The sequence below is a fragment of the Streptomyces sp. NPDC000345 genome, from assembly GCF_042898825.1.
In the GTDB taxonomy this organism is placed as follows: Bacteria; Actinomycetota; Actinomycetes; order Streptomycetales; family Streptomycetaceae; genus Streptomyces.
In genome coordinates this window covers 64,267-83,243 of record NZ_JBIAZE010000014.1, presented here as the reverse complement: position 1 = coordinate 83,243, position 18,977 = coordinate 64,267, and the positions used below count along the sequence as shown (strand labels likewise).

15 protein-coding genes are annotated in these 18,977 nt (G+C 70.5%); 4 read left to right on the top strand and 11 right to left on the bottom strand.

The window, feature by feature from the left end; genetic code table 11:
- The first annotated feature begins 162 nt into the window (after positions 1–162).
- Complete coding sequence (locus ACFY30_RS29350; protein WP_390848167.1) at positions 163–777, top strand: hypothetical protein; 615 nt, start codon at positions 163–165, stop codon at positions 775–777.
- Between the two features lie 500 nt (positions 778–1,277).
- Here ACFY30_RS29350 and ACFY30_RS29345 read toward each other — a convergent pair whose 3' ends face one another.
- From ACFY30_RS29345 to ACFY30_RS29335, 3 genes are all read right to left on the bottom strand, one after another.
- Positions 1,278–1,904, bottom strand: coding sequence for a hypothetical protein (locus tag ACFY30_RS29345; RefSeq protein WP_390848166.1), 627 nt, complete (start codon positions 1,902–1,904; stop codon positions 1,278–1,280).
- A 68-nt stretch (positions 1,905–1,972) separates the two neighbouring features.
- The gene (locus ACFY30_RS29340) at positions 1,973–2,674 is read right to left on the bottom strand and encodes a ribonuclease HII (protein ID WP_390661902.1); all 702 of its coding nucleotides are present in this window, start codon (positions 2,672–2,674) and stop codon (positions 1,973–1,975) included.
- 93 nt (positions 2,675–2,767) lie between these two features.
- Positions 2,768–3,391: a TetR/AcrR family transcriptional regulator gene (locus ACFY30_RS29335; RefSeq protein WP_390848165.1), complete on the bottom strand. Its 624-nt coding sequence runs from the start codon at positions 3,389–3,391 to the stop codon at positions 2,768–2,770.
- 186 nt (positions 3,392–3,577) lie between these two features.
- Here ACFY30_RS29335 and ACFY30_RS29330 point away from each other — a divergent pair, with 186 nt between their 5' ends.
- A complete protein-coding gene (locus tag ACFY30_RS29330; protein WP_390848164.1) occupies positions 3,578–5,125 on the top strand; it encodes an MFS transporter in 1,548 nt (515 codons plus the stop codon).
- Positions 5,126–5,571: 446 nt separating this feature from the next.
- On the opposite strand, the gene ACFY30_RS29325 is transcribed toward ACFY30_RS29330, so the two are convergent.
- The 3 genes from ACFY30_RS29325 to ACFY30_RS29315 all read right to left on the bottom strand — a co-directional run bounded on the left by ACFY30_RS29325 (position 5,572) and on the right by ACFY30_RS29315 (position 7,896).
- On the bottom strand, positions 5,572–6,477 hold the full coding sequence (locus ACFY30_RS29325) for an ADP-ribosylglycohydrolase family protein (RefSeq protein ID WP_390848163.1): 906 nt from the start codon (positions 6,475–6,477) through the stop codon (positions 5,572–5,574).
- Positions 6,478–6,489: 12 nt separating this feature from the next.
- Positions 6,490–7,149 carry a histidine phosphatase family protein gene (locus ACFY30_RS29320; protein ID WP_390824288.1) on the bottom strand — a complete coding sequence of 220 codons (660 nt, stop codon included), beginning with the start codon at positions 7,147–7,149 and terminating at the stop codon, positions 6,490–6,492.
- Positions 7,150–7,290: 141 nt separating this feature from the next.
- A complete protein-coding gene (locus ACFY30_RS29315; protein WP_390848162.1) occupies positions 7,291–7,896 on the bottom strand; it encodes a YdbC family protein in 606 nt (201 codons plus the stop codon).
- 153 nt (positions 7,897–8,049) lie between these two features.
- On the opposite strand from ACFY30_RS29315, the gene ACFY30_RS29310 reads away from it, so the two are divergent.
- Positions 8,050–8,583, top strand: a complete 534-nt coding sequence (locus ACFY30_RS29310; protein ID WP_390848161.1) for a TerD family protein — start codon at positions 8,050–8,052, stop codon at positions 8,581–8,583.
- Positions 8,584–8,677: 94 nt separating this feature from the next.
- Here ACFY30_RS29310 and ACFY30_RS29305 read toward each other — a convergent pair whose 3' ends face one another.
- A complete protein-coding gene (locus ACFY30_RS29305) occupies positions 8,678–11,572 on the bottom strand; it encodes a vitamin B12-dependent ribonucleotide reductase (protein WP_390848160.1) in 2,895 nt (964 codons plus the stop codon).
- 163 nt (positions 11,573–11,735) lie between these two features.
- Positions 11,736–12,305: a transcriptional regulator NrdR gene (gene nrdR, locus ACFY30_RS29300; protein WP_390848159.1), complete on the bottom strand. Its 570-nt coding sequence runs from the start codon at positions 12,303–12,305 to the stop codon at positions 11,736–11,738.
- 583 nt (positions 12,306–12,888) lie between these two features.
- Between nrdR and lexA the strand changes: the two genes are divergently transcribed.
- Positions 12,889–13,668, top strand: coding sequence for a transcriptional repressor LexA (lexA, locus tag ACFY30_RS29295; protein WP_055635752.1), 780 nt, complete (start codon positions 12,889–12,891; stop codon positions 13,666–13,668).
- A gap of 259 nt (positions 13,669–13,927) precedes the next feature.
- Here lexA and ACFY30_RS29290 read toward each other — a convergent pair whose 3' ends face one another.
- The 3 genes from ACFY30_RS29290 to ACFY30_RS29280 form a co-directional block, all read right to left on the bottom strand.
- Positions 13,928–15,904: an ATP-dependent DNA helicase gene (locus ACFY30_RS29290; protein WP_390848158.1), complete on the bottom strand. Its 1,977-nt coding sequence runs from the start codon at positions 15,902–15,904 to the stop codon at positions 13,928–13,930.
- Between the two features lie 290 nt (positions 15,905–16,194).
- Positions 16,195–16,839 (bottom strand): GNAT family N-acetyltransferase, encoded by a 645-nt coding sequence (locus ACFY30_RS29285; protein WP_390848157.1) that lies wholly within the window; start codon positions 16,837–16,839, stop codon positions 16,195–16,197.
- Between the two features lie 77 nt (positions 16,840–16,916).
- The gene (locus tag ACFY30_RS29280) at positions 16,917–18,890 is read right to left on the bottom strand and encodes an IucA/IucC family protein (RefSeq protein WP_390848156.1); all 1,974 of its coding nucleotides are present in this window, start codon (positions 18,888–18,890) and stop codon (positions 16,917–16,919) included.
- Between the last annotated feature and the right edge of the window lie 87 nt (positions 18,891–18,977).

Here is an 18,977-nt window from a genome sequence, read left to right as displayed (position 1 = left end):
GGTCGGTGGCCCCAATTGCTCGTTGCCGCATCCAAGTTCGACAGGAAGAATTGAAGTCCGCTCCCCGCACGGCTCGTCCGTAGTCCGGTTGGGCTTTGCTGCGGCGTGCGCTCCCCCGAATCCGACCCGCCCGCTGTGTGGGCCGTAGCCGAAGGGAGGATCGTGACCCTCGGATTCGCTCCGTCTTCGGCAGCATCGTTGTCCACGTCCGCCGCTTCCGCCAATCGCTTGCTCGAACCCGCGGAGTGGTCCGCGGCCGGCATCCCTCTGCTGCGCAACCCGCGTGAAGTGGTCAGCGGGCTGCACTCACGGCACCGGCCCGAGCCGGCCACCGCGATCGTGGCCGTGCTCGACCCGGACGAACGGGTGCGGGCCAGCGCGTCGTTCACCCGGCGACAGGCGTCGGCCGACGGCTGGATGTTCCGCAACGCGCTGCTCGCCCAGCTGCGCCGGGTCATCCCGCACGACCTGCGGCGCCGGACGCCGGTGCGGACCGCCGTGCTGCTGTACTGCCGTGACGGCGACGCGCGGTGGACGGAGGAGGACGGGGCGTGGATGTGGGGTCTGCGTGACGCCTGCACTCTGCACGGACTGCGCTGCGGGGCGTACATCACGCTGACCCGGGACGGATGGCAGGTGCTCGGCGAGGGGCGCGGAGGCCGCCGCCCCAACACGGACTCCGCCCCGGAGCCCTTCGGACTGTCCGAGGCACCGCCCCCGCTGCCGCGGACCGGCGGCGCCGTCTCGGAGGTTCTGCGTCGCGCGGCGGCCCGCTGAAGCACATCAGCGGGTACGACGAGCCCGACGGCCGCAGACCCGTTCGGCGGCCAGGAGTGCTGCAGGGCGGGGCATGAGCAGCCGTACCTCAGACGCTGAACAGCAGGACCGCTGAACAGCGGGACGCGGGAAACCCTTCGGGCTCACGCGCATCGTCGCGTGGCGTGCGGAACCGCCCGCGGCGATGCGGACATGACGGCGTACGGCGGTGTTCTGCGGGGTGGGCCACCGGGTGGCTGCGCTCTTGGCCGACCACGGCACCTCGCGCCGCCGCTTTCACGGGACCAGCCGGGCCTCGGCTTCACCGGCTCCGCACGAGGGGCCGCCCGTCCACCGAGCCCTGTGGGCGGGCGGCTGACCGGCTCCGAGGGGCCTGGCTCCGGGCACGCCGAGGTGCGCGTGCCGAGACGTCCGTCGTCCGCCCACGTGTAAGCACACCGTCGAGGTGCCGCGGCGGCGACGCCTCCGCGGCCCGGCGCGTCCGCCCCGCCGGGGTCGGCTCAGACGCCAGCGCCCAGCACCGTGTTGATCTGCTGCGGGTCTCCGCAGACGATCAGCAGGGCGCCGGCCCGCGCAAGAGCCAGCGGCAGAGCGGTGGCGGCCGTGTCGGGACCACCGTTGACGGCGACCACGACGACGGGGCGCACCGCCGCCCGGCCCGCGGAGGCCGCGTCGGCGTAGAAGACGTCGTCCCCGGCGTCGTGCTGCGCCCAGTACGACGCTTCGCCGAAGGACAGCTCATGGGCGGCCCAGGGGTGCTGCTCGCCGGTGGTGATCACCAGCACGTCACCCGGGGTGCGCCCGGAGTCCAGGAGCAGGTCCACGGCCTCCTCGGCGGCGTCCAGCGCACCCTCGGCCGAGGCCGGGATCAGCTGGACCTGGGGAGCCGCCGAAGCGGGCGCGGCAGCGGCCGGGGCCGAGGGCCCGGGCTTGACGGCGACGTCACGCGGGGTGCGCTGCCCCGGAGGCGTCGGCCGGAGGGGTCCGGGACGACCGGGACGCGACGGAGCCGCGGGACGGGGGCCGGGTACGGGTCGAGGGGTCGGCGCTGTGCGGCCGCTGGCCGGAGTGGCGCGGGGACCCTGGGCACTCTCGTGAATCTGAGGCTCCTCGGGAAGGAGAGGCATGGGCTGTTATTTATCAAACGTTGGTGCGGCTCGCGCCAGCGGGTGGCACATCAGTGCGAGCGGAATCGTCAGAAGTCGAAGCCGAGCTGACCCTCGATCTCCGGAACGCTTCCGTCCGCCCAGCTGCGGGCCTTCTTGAGGTGCCGCCACTGGGGCAGCGCATCAAGATACGCCCACGACAACCGGTGGTACGGGGTGGGGCCCCGCTCCGCCAGTGCGGCCTTGTGCACGGGCGACGGATACCCGGCATTGTCCGCAAAACCGAAGTCTGCATGGTCGACACCCAGTTCGGCCATCATTTTGTCGCGCTGAACCTTGGCGATCACCGAGGCCGCCGCGACCGCCACGCACGACCGGTCACCCTTGATCACCGTCCGAACCCGCCACGGGGCACCGAGATAGTCGTGCTTCCCGTCCAGGATCACCGCATCGGGACGGACCGGCAGTGCGCCCAGCGCCCGCCCCGCGGCGAGCCGCAGCGCGGCGGTCATCCCCAGGTCGTCGATCTCCTCCGGGGAGGCATGACCCAGGGCGTACGACGTCACCCATGTCTGCAGGACCTCGGCCAGTTCGGTGCGCCGCTTGAGGGTGAGCAGTTTCGAGTCGGTGAGTCCCAGGGGCGGGCGGCGCAGTCCGGTGACCGCCGCGCAGACGGTGACGGGACCGGCCCACGCACCGCGGCCAACCTCGTCGACACCGGCAATGATCTTGGCCCCGGTCGTGGCGCGGAGTGAGCGCTCGACGGTGTGGGTGGGTGCTTCGTACGGCATGGCGCCCTTAGCGTACGCCGCCTCGATCCCGGTGCGACACCCCGGTCGGCCACGGCCCCCCAGCCACGGCCGGCCACCCGTCCGGGGCCGCCGTCAGCAGGCATCCGGACGCAGCAGCGGAAGCATGAACTGGTCGATCATCTCCTCGAGATCCCGATCACTCCATTCGCTGGCGCACACCTTCGTCCGGTACATCATCATGGCCGGAATGGCATCGAAGACATAACCGTTCGCCGCCCCCGGTCGCACCTCGCCCCGCTCAATCCCGCGACTGATGACCTCGTGCAGCATCCTGACGGCCGGCTCCACGACTCCTTGCACGATCAGCTCTTGGAAGCGTTCCGACTGAGACGGATCGCATTCGTGAATGATCGACCGCAATGCGAAGCCCGGGCGCGAGAACATCGCGTCACGGGCCATGCGGCACAGCGCCACCAGGTCCTCGCGCACGCTCCCGAGGTCGGGCGCGGCATCCATCCGGGGCAGCCCGGCACTCAAGGCGTCCGCGACGAGATCCTCCTTGGACGGCCAGCGGCGATAGACCGCCGCCTTCCCCGTCTGGGCTCCGGCGGCGACACCCTCCATCGTGAGGCCGTTCCAGCCGACGGTGCCCAACTGTTCCAGCGCGGCGTCGAGGATCGCGCGTTCGAGCACGGCGCCGCGCCGGCGAGGGGAGGCCGTCCGGGCGGGGGCGGCCGTCCAGCGCGAAGTAACCATCTGAGTGTCTCCAACGAGCAGAGGGGGCGGGGAGTTCGAAGCGGAGCGGGGCCGCCGCGGCACCAGCGGGGGACGTACCGAGGGGCGACCCGGAAAGTGAACGCTTGCGTTCACTACTGGGGACTCACTACCGTTGACGCGAGAGTGAACGCCAGCGTTCACTAACGCAGTTGTGGGGGACCCATAGTGACAACCTCTCAGTTGATTCAGAACCAGAAACGGGGTGCGGCCCGCCGGGAGGGACGACCCGGCATCGCGCTCACCGTCATCGCGGCCTGCCAACTCATGGTGGTACTCGACGCGACGATTGTGAACATCGCGCTCCCGCACATTCAAGACGCGCTGAAGTTCAGCACCACCGACCTCACCTGGGTGGTCAGCGCCTACACACTCACGTTCGGCGGGCTGCTGCTGCTCGGCGCCCGGGCCGGTGACATCCTCGGCCGGCGCCGGGTGTTCATGACCGGAATTCTGCTCTTCACCTTCGCCTCGCTGCTGGGTGGACTGGCCCAGGAGCCCTGGCAGTTGCTGGCGGCCCGGGCACTGCAGGGCATGGGGGGCGCGATAGCGTCGCCCACCTCGCTGGCGCTCATCACCACCACGTTTCCCGAAGGCCCGGAACGCAACCGGGCCTTCGGTGTCTTCGCCGCCGTCTCGGCCGGCGGCGGCGCCATCGGCCTGCTCGCCGGCGGCATGCTCACCGAATGGCTCGACTGGCGGTGGGTGCTGTTCGTCAACGTGCCCATCGGTGTGCTCATCGCCTCTCTCACGCCGCTCTACATCAACGAGTCCGAGCGGCACCCGGGGCGCTTCGACATCGCGGGCGCCGTGACCTCGACGGCGGGCATGGCCTCCCTGGTCTACGCGTTCATCCGGGCTGCCGGGGAAGGCTGGCGGGACGGTCTGACCCTCGGGGCGTTCGCCGCCGCCCTGATCCTGCTCGTCGCCTTCGCGTTCACGGAGATGCGGGCCAAGGAGCCGATCACTCCGCTGCGGATGTTCGCCGACCGCAACCGCTCCGGCACATACGTGATCATGCTCAGCCTGGCCGCGGCGATGTTCGGAATGTTCTTCTACATCGTCCTCTTCGTCCAGAACGTGCTGGGCTACAGCCCGATCAAGGCCGGGCTCGCCTTCCTGCCCGTCACGGCCGCCATCGCGGTCGGCGCGGGCCTGTCGCAGCGCTTCCTGCCCGTCCTGGGGCCGAAGCCGTTCATGCTCGCGGGGTCCGCCCTCGTGGTGACCGGCCTCACCTGGCAGACGTTCATCAGTCCGGACAGTTCCTACGCCGGCGGCGTGCTCGGCCCGATGCTGGTGTTCGGCTTCGGCATGGGCCTGAACTTCGTGACGGCGACCGTCACCGCGGTCTCCGGTGTCGCCCCGCACGAGGCGGGCGCCGCATCGGGTCTGCTCAACGTCACACAGCAGGTGGGAGGTTCGCTCGGGCTGGCCATCCTGACCACGGTCTTCGGCTCGGCCAGCAAGAACGAGGCGGAGAAGCAACTGCCGAAGTTCCTGGCCGACGGATCGGCCGAGCAGAAGGCCGAGTTCGCCAAGACGCACCAGCTGCCCGCCCCGTGGGGCCACGACGTCCTGGCCCAGGGCATCTCCACGGCCTTCGTCCCGGCCGCCGCCATGGCCGCACTGGCCCTGCTCACGGCATGGTTCGTCATCCGCGTCCGCAAGAGCGATCTGGACGCCCTGTCCGGGACGGCGGGGCCCATGGCCGGCTGAAGCGCGCGGACGGCCGGAACGGCAGGCCTCACCACCTGCTGAAGCGTGCGGATGGCCGGGACTCACCCCGACAGCGAACGAGGGGCACGACGACCCGGCCGTCCGCACCCCGCGGGACAGCCACGCCGACCCGCCCGCCGGCACGGACAGCAGCGCCGACACCGCCGGCGCTGTCGGCGCTGTCGGCGCTGTCGGCGCTGTCGGCGCTGTCGGCGCTGTCGGCAACAGCGCGGCCAAGACGAACCCCATGCCCACCACCCCCTACGACGCTCCCCGTCACCCGCCCGTCCCGACGCACACGTCGCACAGCGGATGCCCGAACAACGCGCGAGCCGTCACGCAGAGTTCCCGGCGAACACGAAGAGTTGTCGTCGGAGGTCGAACCGACTCCTCCCGACGGCGCGAGAGTCGGGTGGAGCCAAGCCAGGAAGACCTCGCCGCTCCGGTCAGACCGACGAGGCCACCCAAGCAGGCAGTTCCTCCACCTGTTCCGCCCAGGCGACCGGAGGCGCCCCGGCCTTCCCGGCGGCCAGCACTCCGCCCACGATGGCGCAGGTGGTGTCGACGTCGCCGCCGACCTGTGCGGTCGTCCAGAACGCCGTCTCGTAGTCGCCGAGGGCACGAGCGGCCGACCAGAGCGCGAAGGGCACGGTGTCATGGGCCGACGTACGGCGTCCGCAGCCCAGCACCGCCGCGACCGTGGCCGCGTCGCCGTAGTCGAGCATGTCCCGCGCGCGCCGCAGGCCCGCGCCGACGGCGCTCTTCGGCACGAGAGCGATGACGCCGTCGAGAAGCGCCTCCGCAGCGGGCGGACCCCCGGGTGCGCCGACCAGCGCGGCTGCCGCGGCGACGGCCATGGCCCCGACCACGGCCTCCCGGTGCTGATGCGTGGGATACGCGGAGATCTCCGCCTGATGGGTGGCCTGCTCGGGATCGTCCGCGTACCAGGCGCCCAAGGGGGCGATCCGCATCGCGGCGCCGTTGCCCCAGGAGCCCTGCCCCTTGAACAGGGCTGACGAGAGTTCGCGCCAGTCGGCGCCCTCCCGGACCAGCCTCAGCAGCCGGTTGACCGCGGGGCCGTAGCCGCGGTCGAAGTCGTGGTGCTCCGCGAAGGAGCGGGCCAGGGCGTCCTGGTCGATGCGGCGGTGGGCGGCCAGGACGGCCACGACGGAGCAGGCCATCTCCGTGTCGTCGGTCCACTGCCAGGGGCCGGGTGGCAGCTCGCGGCGCTTCAGCAGCGGGTAGTTCACCGGCACGAAGAACTGAGAGCCGAGCGCGTCACCCACCGCGAGTCCGCGCAGGCTGGCGAGGGCGCGCCCCAGGCGCCCGTCGGGAGAGGAGTCAGCGGTCATCGCTCTGCCACTCTATCCGCTGATCCCGTAGGGCTCCGGATCTCGCCAGCGGTCGAAGGGCCGGTCAAGCGTGTACTTGCCGTCGTCACCGAGAACGAGCATGCGCATCTCGGCGTTCCCCGGATTCGACAGCGACTCGAATTCGGCGACCGTCCAGTGGAACCAGCGCATGCAGAACAGACGCATGGCGAGGCCGTGGGTCACGATGAGCACGTTCGGCGGGTGGTCGGGGGCCTCGAAGCTGCGGAACAGGCTCTCCAGGAAGCCGCCGACCCTGTCGTACACGTCGGCTCCGCTCTCGCCCTGCGCGAAGCGGTAGAAGAAGTGTCCGTAGGCGTCCCGGTAGGCCTTCTGCAGCCGCACGTCGTCGCGGTCCTGCCAGTTCCCCCAGTCCTGCTCGCGCAGCCGGGGCTCCTCGCGCACGCGGATGAGGTCAGGATCCAGGTGGAAGGCCCGGAGGGTCTCGTGGGTGCGCCGGTAGGGGGAGACGTACACGCTGACCCGCTCGCCGCCGAACACCTCCCGTAGCCTCTTGCCGGTCTCCTCTGCCTGCCGCCGGCCTCGATCGGTGAGAGCCAGTGCATGATCGGGTTCACGCTCGTAGACGGTGTCATCAACATTGCCCGTTGACTCCCCGTGCCGGACAAGGACGATGCGCCGTGGTCTTGCCATGCCAAAACCCTAGATCGAGTGACGGCAGATCCAATACTCGTGGGGCCTGCATACGGCGTAGGTCACACCGAACCCGCACCACACGAGGAAACACACCACAAGAGGACCCCACCGCACACCGACGGCGGACCCGTGCGGGTTTCACACCGTCCAGGTCGTCTCCAGTTCGACGATGTCACCGGTGAGGGCGGCGATGTCCGCCTCCGTCTGGGCGCGCAGCGCGAGCCGCTCCACGCGTTCGGTGCGGTACTTTCCGTGCTCGGCCTCGGAGCGCCACATCGACAGCACCAGGAACTCGTGGCCGGGCGCCTCGGCGAACAGTCCCCGGATCATGCCGGGCGAGCCGGCCATGGCGGGGTTCCACACCTTCTCCTGCATGAGGGTGAAGTGCTCGGCACGCTCCTCGTGGACCCGGCACAGGGCCACCCGCACCAGGTCGGCGTCGGTGAAGCGGGGTTCGAAGCCCGTCTTCACGTCGAAGCGGTAGTCGAAGAGCCGTACCTGGGCGTCCTTGAACGTGCCCGCCTGGGCCGCCGCCAGCCGGTCGTGGGAGCGCGCCATGAAGGAGTCGTAGAAGGCACGGCTCTCCCAGAAGGCGAAGACATGCGCGACGGAGGGCCGCCCCCTGCTCCAGCCCCCGCCCTGTCCCCGAAATCCCGGCTCCCCCAGAAGCCCCGCCCACTTTCGCTGCCCCCGCTCGAAACCGCGGCGGTCCACCACGGTGCAGCGAATCCACTTGACCAGCACCGCGCCATGGTAAGGCCACGGGGCGTGGCGTCGGTCACTCTCTGGCGCAGAGCAGCCATGCCGAGTGTCAGGGGTGCGTGGCAGGATGGACAACCGGCCCTGATGATCCGGCAGCTCGGGGTGAGGTCAGTTGGTGAACGGGGAGGGACATTGGTGAGCGGCATCAACAAGGGGATCCGCAAGGTCGAGATGGCGCTGAAGTGGGACCCGAGTCCGGCGGGGCAGCCGCCCACCGATCTGGACATCGTCGCCGCGACGTACCTCGCGAGCGATCCGGGCGGGGCGCCCGCCTATGTGGTGCACTTCGACAGCCGCTCACCCGACGGGACCATCTATCTCAACCGGGACAGCAAGGACGGCAAGGGCTTCGGCTGGGACGAGGTCATGACGCTGGAGCTCGACCGGCTGGACGCGCGGTACACGCGCGTGGTGGTGGGTGTCGTCATCCAGCAGCATCCGGCGAACCGGACCTTCGTCGGTGTCCTCAACCCCGCCTTCCGGATACGGGAGGGCTACACCGTCCTGGACGAGGACGACTTCGGCGGTGTGCTCGGGGCGACGGCGGCGACGGTCGCGGAGTTCGTGCGCGAGCCGTCCGACGGTTGGACGTTCCACCCGGGCGTCCAGGGCTTCGAGGACGACCCGGCTACGTTCACCGGGGTCATGGGCCAGGTGCGCCGGTCCTGAACCCCGGCCGGGCACGGACACCGAGGGCGGTGAAGCCGGGAACCGGCTTCACCGCCCTCGCCAGATCACACGGACCTGGCCGGTACCGCTGTGATCAGCTGCAGCCGCTGGTCGAGCCGCAGCCCTCGCAGATGTAGCAGGAGCCGGCCCGCTGCATCTTCGTGCCGCAGGAGAAGCACAGCGGGGCGTCGGCCTGGATGCCCAGCTGCATCTCCACCAGTTCGGCGCTGGTGTGGGCCTGCTTCGGGGCGGGCTGGGTCACCTCGGCGCCGGCCTTCGGCGTGGCGACGGCCTTCAGGTCGGTCTGCCGCGGGGCGGACTGGGCCAGACCCTCGACGTCGACCTCCTCCTCGGCGGGCTCGTACGAGCCGGTCTCCAGGTGACGCTGACGCTCCTCGGCGGAGTGGATGCCGAGGGCGGAGCGCGTCTCGAAGGGCAGGAAGTCGAGCGCCAGGCGGCGGAAGATGTAGTCGACGATCGACTGCGCCATCCGCACGTCCGGGTCGTCCGTCATGCCGGCCGGCTCGAAGCGCATGTTGGTGAACTTCGAGACGTACGTCTCCAGCGGAACGCCGTACTGGAGGCCGACGGAGACCGCGATGGAGAAGGCGTCCATCATGCCCGCGAGGGTCGAACCCTGCTTCGACATCTTCAGGAAGACCTCGCCGAGACCGTCGTCCGGGTAGGAGTTGGCGGTCATGTAGCCCTCGGCGCCGCCGACCGTGAAGGAGGTGGTGATGCCGGGGCGGCCCTTGGGGAGACGCTTGCGGACCGGGCGGTACTCGACCACCTTCTCGACCGCGGCACGGATCGTGTCCTCGGCCTTCTCGGTGACCTCGGTCTTCTCCTTCTCCTTGGTCTTCGCGGAGAGGGGCTGGCCGACCTTGCAGTTGTCCCGGTAGATCGCGAGCGCCTTGACGCCGAGCTTCCAGGCCTCGAAGTAGATCTCCTCGACCTCCTCGACGGTCGCCGTCTCCGGCATGTTGACCGTCTTGGAGATGGCGCCGGAGATCCAGGGCTGGATCGCGGCCATCATGCGGACGTGGCCCATCGGGGAGATGGCGCGCTCGCCCATGGCGCAGTCGAACACCTCGTAGTGCTCGGACTTGAGGCCGGGGGCGTCGATCACATTGCCGTGCTCGGCGATGTGGGCGACGATCGCCTCGATCTGCTCCTCCTGGTAGCCCAGGCGGCGCAGGGCCTGCGGGACGGTGCCGTTGACGATCTGCATCGAGCCGCCGCCGACCAACTTCTTGAACTTGACCAGGGCGAGGTCGGGCTCGACACCGGTGGTGTCGCAGGACATCGCCAGACCGATGGTGCCGGTCGGGGCGAGGACGGATGCCTGGGAGTTACGGAAACCGTTCTGCTCGCCGAGGCGCAGGACGTCCTGCCAGGCCTCTGTGGCGGCGGCCCAGACCGGGTTGTCCAGGTCGTCCATGCGGACGGCCGTGCCGTTGGCGTCGGCGTGCTGCTTCATGACGCGCTTGTGGGCGTCGGCGTTGCGGGCGTAGCCGTCGTACGGGCCGACGACCGCGGCCAGCTCGGCGGAGCGGCGGTAGGCGGTGCCGGTCATCAGCGAGGTGATGGAGCCGGCCAGGGCGCGGCCGCCCTCGGAGTCGTACGCGTGGCCGGTGGCCATCAGCAGGGCGCCGAGGTTGGCGTAGCCGATGCCGAGCTGGCGGAACGCGCGGGTGTTCTCGCCGATCTTCTGCGTCGGGAAGTCCGCGAAGCAGATGGAGATGTCCATCGCGGTGATGACGAGCTCGACGACCTTCTGGAAGCGCTCGGTCTGGAAGGACTGGTTGCCCTTGCCGTCGTCCTTGAGGAACTTCATCAGGTTCAGCGAGGCCAGGTTGCAGGACGTGTTGTCCAGGTGCATGTACTCGCTGCACGGGTTCGACGCGGTGATCCGGCCGGACTCGGGGCAGGTGTGCCAGTTGTTGATGACGCCGTCGTACTGGATGCCGGGGTCGGCGCAGGCCCAGGCGGCCTCGGCGATCTTGCGGAAGAGCGCCTTGGCGTCGACCTCCTCGATCACCTCGCCGGTCATCCGGGCGCGCAGGCCGAACTTGCCGCCCCGCTCGACGGCCTCCATGAACTCGTCGTTCACACGGACCGAGTTGTTGGCGTTCTGGTACTGGACGGACGTGATGTCGTCGCCGCCCAGGTCCATGTCGAAGCCCGCGTCGCGCAGGACGCGGATCTTCTCCTCTTCCTTGACCTTGGTCTCGATGAAGTCCTCGATGTCCGGGTGGTCCACGTCGAGGACGACCATCTTGGCGGCACGGCGTGTGGCGCCACCGGACTTGATGGTGCCGGCGGAGGCGTCGGCGCCACGCATGAAGGAGACCGGGCCGGAGGCGTTGCCGCCGGAGGACAGCAGCTCCTTGGAGGAGCGGATACGGGAGAGGTTCAGGCCGGCGCCGGAACCGCCCTTGAAGATCATGCCCTCTTCCTTGTACCAGTCGAGGATCGACTCCATGGAGTCGTCGACGGCAAGGATGAAGCAGGCGGAGACCTGCTGGGGCTGCGGGGTGCCGACGTTGAACCAGACAGGGCTGTTGAAGCTGAAGATCTGGTGCAGCAGGGCGTAGGCCAGCTCGTGCTCGAAGATCTCGGCGTCGGCGGGCGAGGCGAAGTACTTGTAGTCCTCCCCGGCCTTCCGGTACGTCTTCACGATGCGGTCGATCAACTGCTTGAGGCTGACCTCGCGCTGGGGAGTGCCGACAGCCCCGCGGAAGTACTTGCTGGTGACGATGTTGACCGCGTTCACCGACCAGAAGTCGGGGAACTCGACGCCACGCTGCTCGAAGTTCACCGAGCCGTCGCGCCAGTTGGTCATGACGACGTCACGGCGCTCCCAGACCACCTCGTCGTACGGGTGCACGCCGGGGGTGGTGTGAATGCGCTCGATACGCAGGCCCTTGGTGGTCTTGGTGCCCTTCGCTCGGGAACCTCGTGCCGGACCGCTCGCCGTCTCTGTCATGCCGCCTCCCTGTACAGGCAAAAACGCCCTGAAATGCCACGATGTTCCCGTGACATGGTGGTGTGTCTGGTGCTGCGGGCACCCATCCCTGGCCCACAGCAAGTCTTCGTCCGCCGCCGCCCGGCCGGATCAGGGGCCCGAGGCCCGGGTCCGGCCCGCCGGGTCAGTCGGCGGCGTGGGCGGGCACGGGGACCTGTCCGGTCCCTCCGCGCCCGCCGTCGTCCTTCCGGCCCCCCGCGACCGTGCCCGGGTCGTCTTCGCGGTCGTCGTCGTCCGCGGCGGGGTGTCCCGTCTGGTCCCTGAGTTCCGCGATGGCGGCCTCGAAGTCCTCGAGCGAGTCGAACGCCCGGTAGACGGAGGCGAACCGCAGGTAGGCGACGAGGTCGAGTTCCTGCAACGGGCCGAGTATGGCCAGTCCCACGTCGTGGGTGGTCAGCTCGGCACTCCCGGTGGCGCGCACCGCCTCCTCGACCCGCTGGCCGAGCTGGGCGAGAGCGTCCTCGGTGACAGGCCGTCCCTGGCATGCCTTGCGCACGCCGTTGATGACCTTGGTGCGGCTGAACGGTTCGGTGACCCCGGACCGCTTCACCACCATGAGCGAGCACGTCTCCACGGTCGTGAAACGACGGGAGCAGTCAGGACACTGGCGGCGCCTGCGGATCGACGTGCCGTCGTCCGTCGTACGGCTGTCGACAACACGGCTGTCGGGGTGCCTGCAGAAGGGGCAGTGCATGAACTCCCAACCCTCCTCACAGCAGACTCAATGGCCTCGCGGGCCTCACGGGCCCCTCGAAGCAGCCCCAAGCATAGGCGATCCACGAGGTTCCGAAGACACCGGGGACCACAACTTCTGGGCTGCTGATGACATCCAAGCACTAGATATGGGGATTGGCTCATACACCCAGGCCGTATCGCGTGTCGCAGTCGAGAGCCTCACACCGTGCGGTTCAGCCGTCACGGTGAGCACTCGAAACCCGCCGGCACACGCGCGTGCACAACCGTGTCCGCGCGGCACATACGGCGATATCGTGGGCGCCGCAGGGAGGACCGGTGGGACTCTCGCGCGGAGCGGGCCCGGCGGCCGGTCGGCCGGAGGCCGGATGGCAGACTGGGGCCGCACCTCACGAGGGCGCCGACCCCGGCGGTGAAGAGTACAACAAGGAGTTCGGTTCACCTGCCGGGTACCGCATAGGCCATACACCCAGACACATGATCAAGTCAGGCTATCCACGCTTTTTCACTCGAACGTGTGTTTGGCGCAACCTTTCGAAAGCAACTACCGTTGTCCAGCAGGGAGACAATCGAGAGGGGCCGACGTGACCACCACCGCAGACAGTGCCACCATCACCGCCCAGGACCGCTCCCAGGGCCGACTCGAGCCGGTGCATGCGATGAACGAAGCCGTGAATCCCGAGGGACACAAGCGCTCCCTGCCGGGCCGACCTCCAGGCATCCGGGCGGACAGCTCGGGGCTCACCGACCGTCAGCGCCGGGTGATCGAGGTCATCCGGGACTCCGTGCAGCGACGCGGCTACCCGCCGTCCATGCGGGAGATCGGCCAGGCCGTCGGCCTGTCCAGCACGTCCTCGGTGGCGCACCAGCTGATGGCACTGGAGCGCAAGGGCTTCCTGCGTCGTGACCCGCACCGCCCGCGCGCGTACGAGGTCCGCGGCTCCGACCAGGCCGTCTCCGTGCAGCCCACGGACACCGCCGGCAAGCCCGCCGCGTCGTACGTCCCGCTGGTGGGCCGTATCGCCGCCGGTGGCCCGATCCTCGCCGAGGAGTCCGTCGAGGACGTCTTCCCGCTCCCCCGGCAGCTCGTGGGCGACGGTGAGCTGTTCGTGCTGAAGGTCGTCGGCGACTCGATGATCGAGGCCGCGATCTGCGACGGCGACTGGGTCACCGTCAGGCGGCAGCCCGTCGCCGAGAACGGCGACATCGTGGCCGCCATGCTCGACGGCGAAGCCACCGTGAAGCGGTTCAAGCGTGAGGACGGCCATGTGTGGCTCCTCCCGCACAACGCGGCGTACGAGCCGATTCCCGGCGACGACGCGACCATCCTCGGCAAGGTGGTGGCGGTACTCCGCCGCGTCTGAGCACGGCGGGCGGGCCTCACCTCCTCCGCCCCTCTGACTGGGCCCCGGGATCCCTGCGCCGGTTCCGGGGCCCTGTGCTGCGTCGGCGCTCCCCACCCTTGAGGCGTCGAGGCGGCCCGCGTGCGCTGCACCCGCGGCTTGGCCCGCGCCACCGGCGGCCCGCCCCGTCGAGACGACGCACCCTTCCGGGGACGACGGCCGTACCGGTGAGGGCTCTTCCCCGGGCACAGGACAACCGGCCCGAGGAAGAGCCCTCCCCTCACTCCGTCTCGGCCTGCCGGGCCGCCGCGTCGATCGCCGCGAGCGACTTGCGGACCTGATTGCGGTCCGTCGTGTACCAGAAGTCCGGCATGGACGCCTTCAGATAGCTCCCGTAGCGGGCCGTCGCCAACCGCTGGTCCAGGACCGCGACCACGCCCCGGTCCCCCGACGCACGGACGAGCCGGCCCGCGCCCTGCGCCATGAGCAGCGCCGCATGTGTGGCGGCGACCGCCATGAAGCCGTTGCCCCCGCCGTCCTCGACCGCCTTCTGGCGGGCGCTCATCAGCGGGTCGTCCGGACGCGGGAACGGGATCTTGTCCATGACCACCAGCTGGCAGCTGGGGCCGGGGACGTCCACGCCCTGCCACAGCGACAGCGTGCCGAAGAGGCACGTCTTCGGATCCGCCGCGAAGTTCTTGATCAGCTCACCCAGGGTCTCCTCGCCCTGCAGGAGGATCGGGAACTCCGGGATGCGGCCGCGCAGTTCCTCGGCGGCGAGCTGTGCGCCGCGCATGGAGGAGAAGAGGCCGAGGGTACGGCCGCCGGCCGCCTGGATCAGTTCGGTCAGCTCGTCCAGCATGTCCGCGCGGTCGCCGTCGCGTGCGGGACGCGAGAGGTGCCTGGCGACGTACAGGATGCCCTGCTTGCGGTAGTCGAAGGGCGAGCCGACGTCGATCCCCTTCCACTTGGGGAGGTCGTCGCCCTCGGCGCCCTCCGGGGCGAGGCCCAGGGAGGCGCCCACACCGTTGAAGTCCCCGCCGAGCTTCAGCGTCGCCGAGGCCAGGGTCACGGAGCGGTCCGCGAAGAGCTTCTCCCGCAGCAGTCCCGACACGGACATGGGGGCGACGCGCAGGGAGGCGCCGAAGCGGTCGTGCCGTTCGTACCAGACGACGTCGTACTCGGAGCCGTTGACGATGCGCTCCGCCACGTCGTGCACGCTCTCCACGGAGGCGAGCGCCTGCTTGCGGACCGCGTCCTCGTCCTGCACGGACTTGTCGCGGGTGGCGCCGATCGCGGAGATGACGGTGCGCGCGGCATCGCGCAGGGCCATGAGGGCGTAGGTGAGGTCCTCCGGGATCTCCTCCAGGCGGCCCGGCAGCGCCAGCTCCATCAGCCGCTCGAAGCCCTCGGCGGCGGTCTGGAGCTGGTCGGCGGCCTTCTCGTTGACCAGCTTCGCGGCGCGCCGCACCGCTCGGTTGACCTGGCCCGGGGTGAGCTCGCCGGTGGCGACGCCGGTGACCCTCGACACCAGCTCGTGCGCCTCGTCGACGATCAGCACCTCGTGCTGCGGAAGCACGGGGGCGCCCTCGATGGCGTCGATGGCCAGCAGGGCGTGGTTGGTGACGACGACCTCGGACAGCTTGGCGCGTTCGCGGGCCATCTCCGCGAAGCACTCCGCGCCGTACGCGCACTTCGACGCGCCCAGGCACTCCCGCGAGGACACCGACACCTGGGCCCAGGCCCGGTCGGACACGCCGGGCGTGAGGTCGTCCCGGTCGCCGGACTCGGTCTCGTCCGCCCAGTCGCGCAGCCGCAGCAGGTCCTGGCCCAGCTTGCTGGTGGGCGCGGCCGCTTCGAACTGGTCGAAGAGGCCCTCCTCCTCGTCCTGCGGGACGCCTTCGTGCAGGCGGTGCAGGCACAGATAGTTCGACCGGCCCTTGAGCATCGCGAACTCCGGGCGCCGGCGCAGCAGCGGATGCAGGGCCTCGACCGTGCGCGGCAGGTCCCGCTCCACGAGCTGGCGCTGCAGCGCCAGGGTGGCGGTCGCGACCACGACGCGCTCCCCGTGCGCGAGCGCGGGCACCAGGTACCCCAGCGACTTGCCGGTGCCGGTGCCTGCCTGCACCAGGAGATGGGAGCCGTCGTCGATCGCCTCCGCGACGGCTTCGGCCATGGTCACCTGGCCGGGGCGCTCCGCACCGCCGACGGCGGCGACGGCAGCGTAGAGGAGTTCGGGGAGAGAGGGCTTCGTCATAGCGCGACCACCCTACGGCTCGGGACTGACAAACGGGTGAGCGACCGGGAGGTCGGCGGGGACAACGGTGACGGAATCAAGGTGCGGGGCTTCTCGGATTCGGGGCCGCTGGAGGGCCTGGTGGGGACGACGGCGGGGGCGGCGGGAGTGACGGAGGCCGCCGGGAGCAGGCAGACGGGGTCGGAGGGCGCGGTGGGACGGCCCGGAGAAATTCTCCGAGATGTGGGGGACGGGCGGGAACCGGACAGGATTCCGGGGCGTTCCCTCTGTAACGGCGCAAGCACGGAGTGTCACATCACCTCACGCAGGTTCCTGTCTCTGATCATGAGGCCGGCCCGCTTGGCGGGCAGGTCGAGCTCGGCGGAGAAGCGGAAGCCGGCGCTGAGGAAGGCGGCGACGGAGGGGGTGTTGCGAAGATCGGGTTCAGCGACGACGCGCGAGCACGCGGGTCTCCTGTCGAGTACGAGGTCGGTGACGGCTCTGAGCAGCAGACCGCCGAGCCCTCGCCCACGGGCGGCGGCATCTCCGATGAGGAGATGGATGCCGGTGTCGTGAGCTCGGGCGGGGTAGTGGCGGGCCAGGGGGTCGAGATCCGCCCGGTAGATCTCCCAGTAGCTCATCGGCGTGCCCTCCAGCACACCGAGACACGGATGGCTGTGCCCGTCGTCGGCGAGTTGACGCAGGTGCCGTTCGGTCAGGGCCCGGGGACCCGCCAGTTCCCAGAACGCGGCGACCGCCGGCTCGTTCATCCACCGCCCGATGCGGGGCAGGTCCCTCTCGACATGGACGGGGACGAGGCGGAACACGCCCACAGGTGTGGCGGTGGATCCCCAGTCGCCGACGCGGTCGAGCAGCTGGCCGCTCGGTGGGGCCTCGTCCCTGCCGAGGGTGAGGACGGGGGCGGCACCGGCGGCGCTGGTGGGGATGGGGGGCACGGCGAGGCTCCTCTCAGCAGGCGGGTGGGGGCAGGTTCCTCAGGAGCGAAGGAGTGGGAGTCGGGGATGCGGACGGTTCAGGAGTGCAGGGGGTTGGCGACGGTGACGTACACGGACTGGGTGTCGACGGGGCCGACGAGTTCGTCGAGGCCGTGCAGCCGGGTCAGCAGATTGGCCTTGCAGCGCAGTAGGGGCGAGTCGAGGAGACGGGCGGGCAGCGAGCTGTGCAACCGGTCGGGGCCACAGGCCGCGGAGGTGAGAAAGCCTCGGAAGGCGGCAAGGAGCAGGCGTTCGTCGGCGAGACGCTGAGAGCCGAAGGCGCCGATGAGGCCGAACACATTGTTGATGGCCAGGTAGTAGGCGAAGCGCTCGTCGGTGACCTCGTCCGGGACGAAGGTGTCGCTGTGCTCGCCGATACCGGGCAGCCGGGCTTCGAGTTCCGCGCGGCGGGAGGCGCGGAAGTAGTAGCCCTGGTTGTCGCGGTAGCGGCCGCCGGTGGGCCAGCCGTCGGAGTCCAGCAGAAGGAGGGTGTTCTGCTGGTGGGCTTCCAGCGCGATGCCCGCTACCCCGTCGAGCCACAGCACCGGGCGCACGACCTGCTCCAGGTAGCGCAGGAACCACTCGGCGGCGACCGCGCCGAGTGGACGCCCTGTCCGTGCGGCGAGCCGGGTGAGCACCACGGCCAGCCGTGAGCTCTGGACGACGGCTGTGCCCGGGGCGGGCGGGAGCGGCACGGTCGCCGGGGCGTCAGAGGTGCGGGACGCGAGGGCATCTCGGGCGTACGGGCGGGGTGAGACGAGGCCCGCGACGCACGAGACGTCGTCCGTGGGGGTGAACGGGTTGTGTCGGATCACGACGTCGAGGCCGGTCACGGGGCGGCCGTCCGTCCCGTCGACGGCGAGCCAGGCAGGGTCGCGGACGATGTCGAAGCCCGGGTGGGCTGCCTGCCACTGCTTCGCCAGGCCGGTCCGCAGCAGACGGTGCACTTCGACACCGCGATGGAGTTCCTTGCGCAGGTTCTCACGACGGGAGTTGGTGATGCGCAGGCCGAGCGACAGTTTGAGCATCGCCGGGGCGCCGGAGCGGTGGACCGTGCGCACGGAGGAGGTGGGGTGCCACGGGGAGCCGTGCGCGCCGAGGTCCCGGAGCAGCCCGGCGTCGAACAGGGCGGCGACCTCGGGGCGGTGCCTGACCTCGCGCGACTGCCAGGGATGCAGGGGCAGGAGGGCGTAGTCGTCGGGGGACGGCAGTCCGGGGGCGGCGAGCCGGGCCGTCAGCCGGTCGGCGGCAACCGTGCGGCCGCTTTCCGTCCAGGCGGAGTCGGTGACGAGCAGGGAAGGAGCGACAGCCAGCCAGTGCAGGGGGAAGGAACCGCGCAGCTCGGGTGAGTACAGGCGTGCTTCCGCGTCGGAGAGGCCCTCCCGGCTCTTCGGGGCCGGGTGCAGGGGGTGTCCGAGGATCAGCGCCTGTTCGGCGGACAGGAACAGGTCGGGTCCGTCGGACGGTTGGTCGCGGCGCTCGCCGACGAAGTGAACGGTACGGCGCAGGGAGTCGGCGACGCGCGCCACGAGGTCCACGCCTCCGGCGGCCGGGCCGGTCCCGGCGGGTGTCTCGCGGGCCAGCAGGGCGGCGATCGTGACGGCGTCCACGGGCGGCGACTGTTCGGGGGCGTCGGCCAGGCGCGGGAGACCGAAGCGGTGCCAGCCGGTCGGGGACCAGTGACGGACGGGGGTGAGCAGGGCGGTGGCGCTGGCGGGCAACGGGACGCGGAGGGTCCCGTCGGCGGGAGCCGACAGGCCCGCCTCACGCACCCAGCAGCGCAGCAGGTTCTCCACGGCCGCGGCCTGGGCCGCGGTGTGCGGGTCGGCGTGGTCCAGGAGGTCGGCCGGGAGGCCGTGCGGCGGTCCGGCGTGCGCGGCGTCGCGCTGCTGAGGCGGGATGAGAACGGCCGGTGTGCGGGTGGTCGACGGAACGGAGGAGGTGGACGCTCGTGTGGTGGCGACGGCGGAGGCGGGATCCGGGGAGCCGGTGGGCGGTGGGGAGTTGTGCAAGGTCGCTCCTCATGGGGTGGGGCCGGCGCGGTCGGCGGCGGGAGACGCCGGTGGGGCGCCGGGGGCGCGACGGCGGGGACGGGGTGG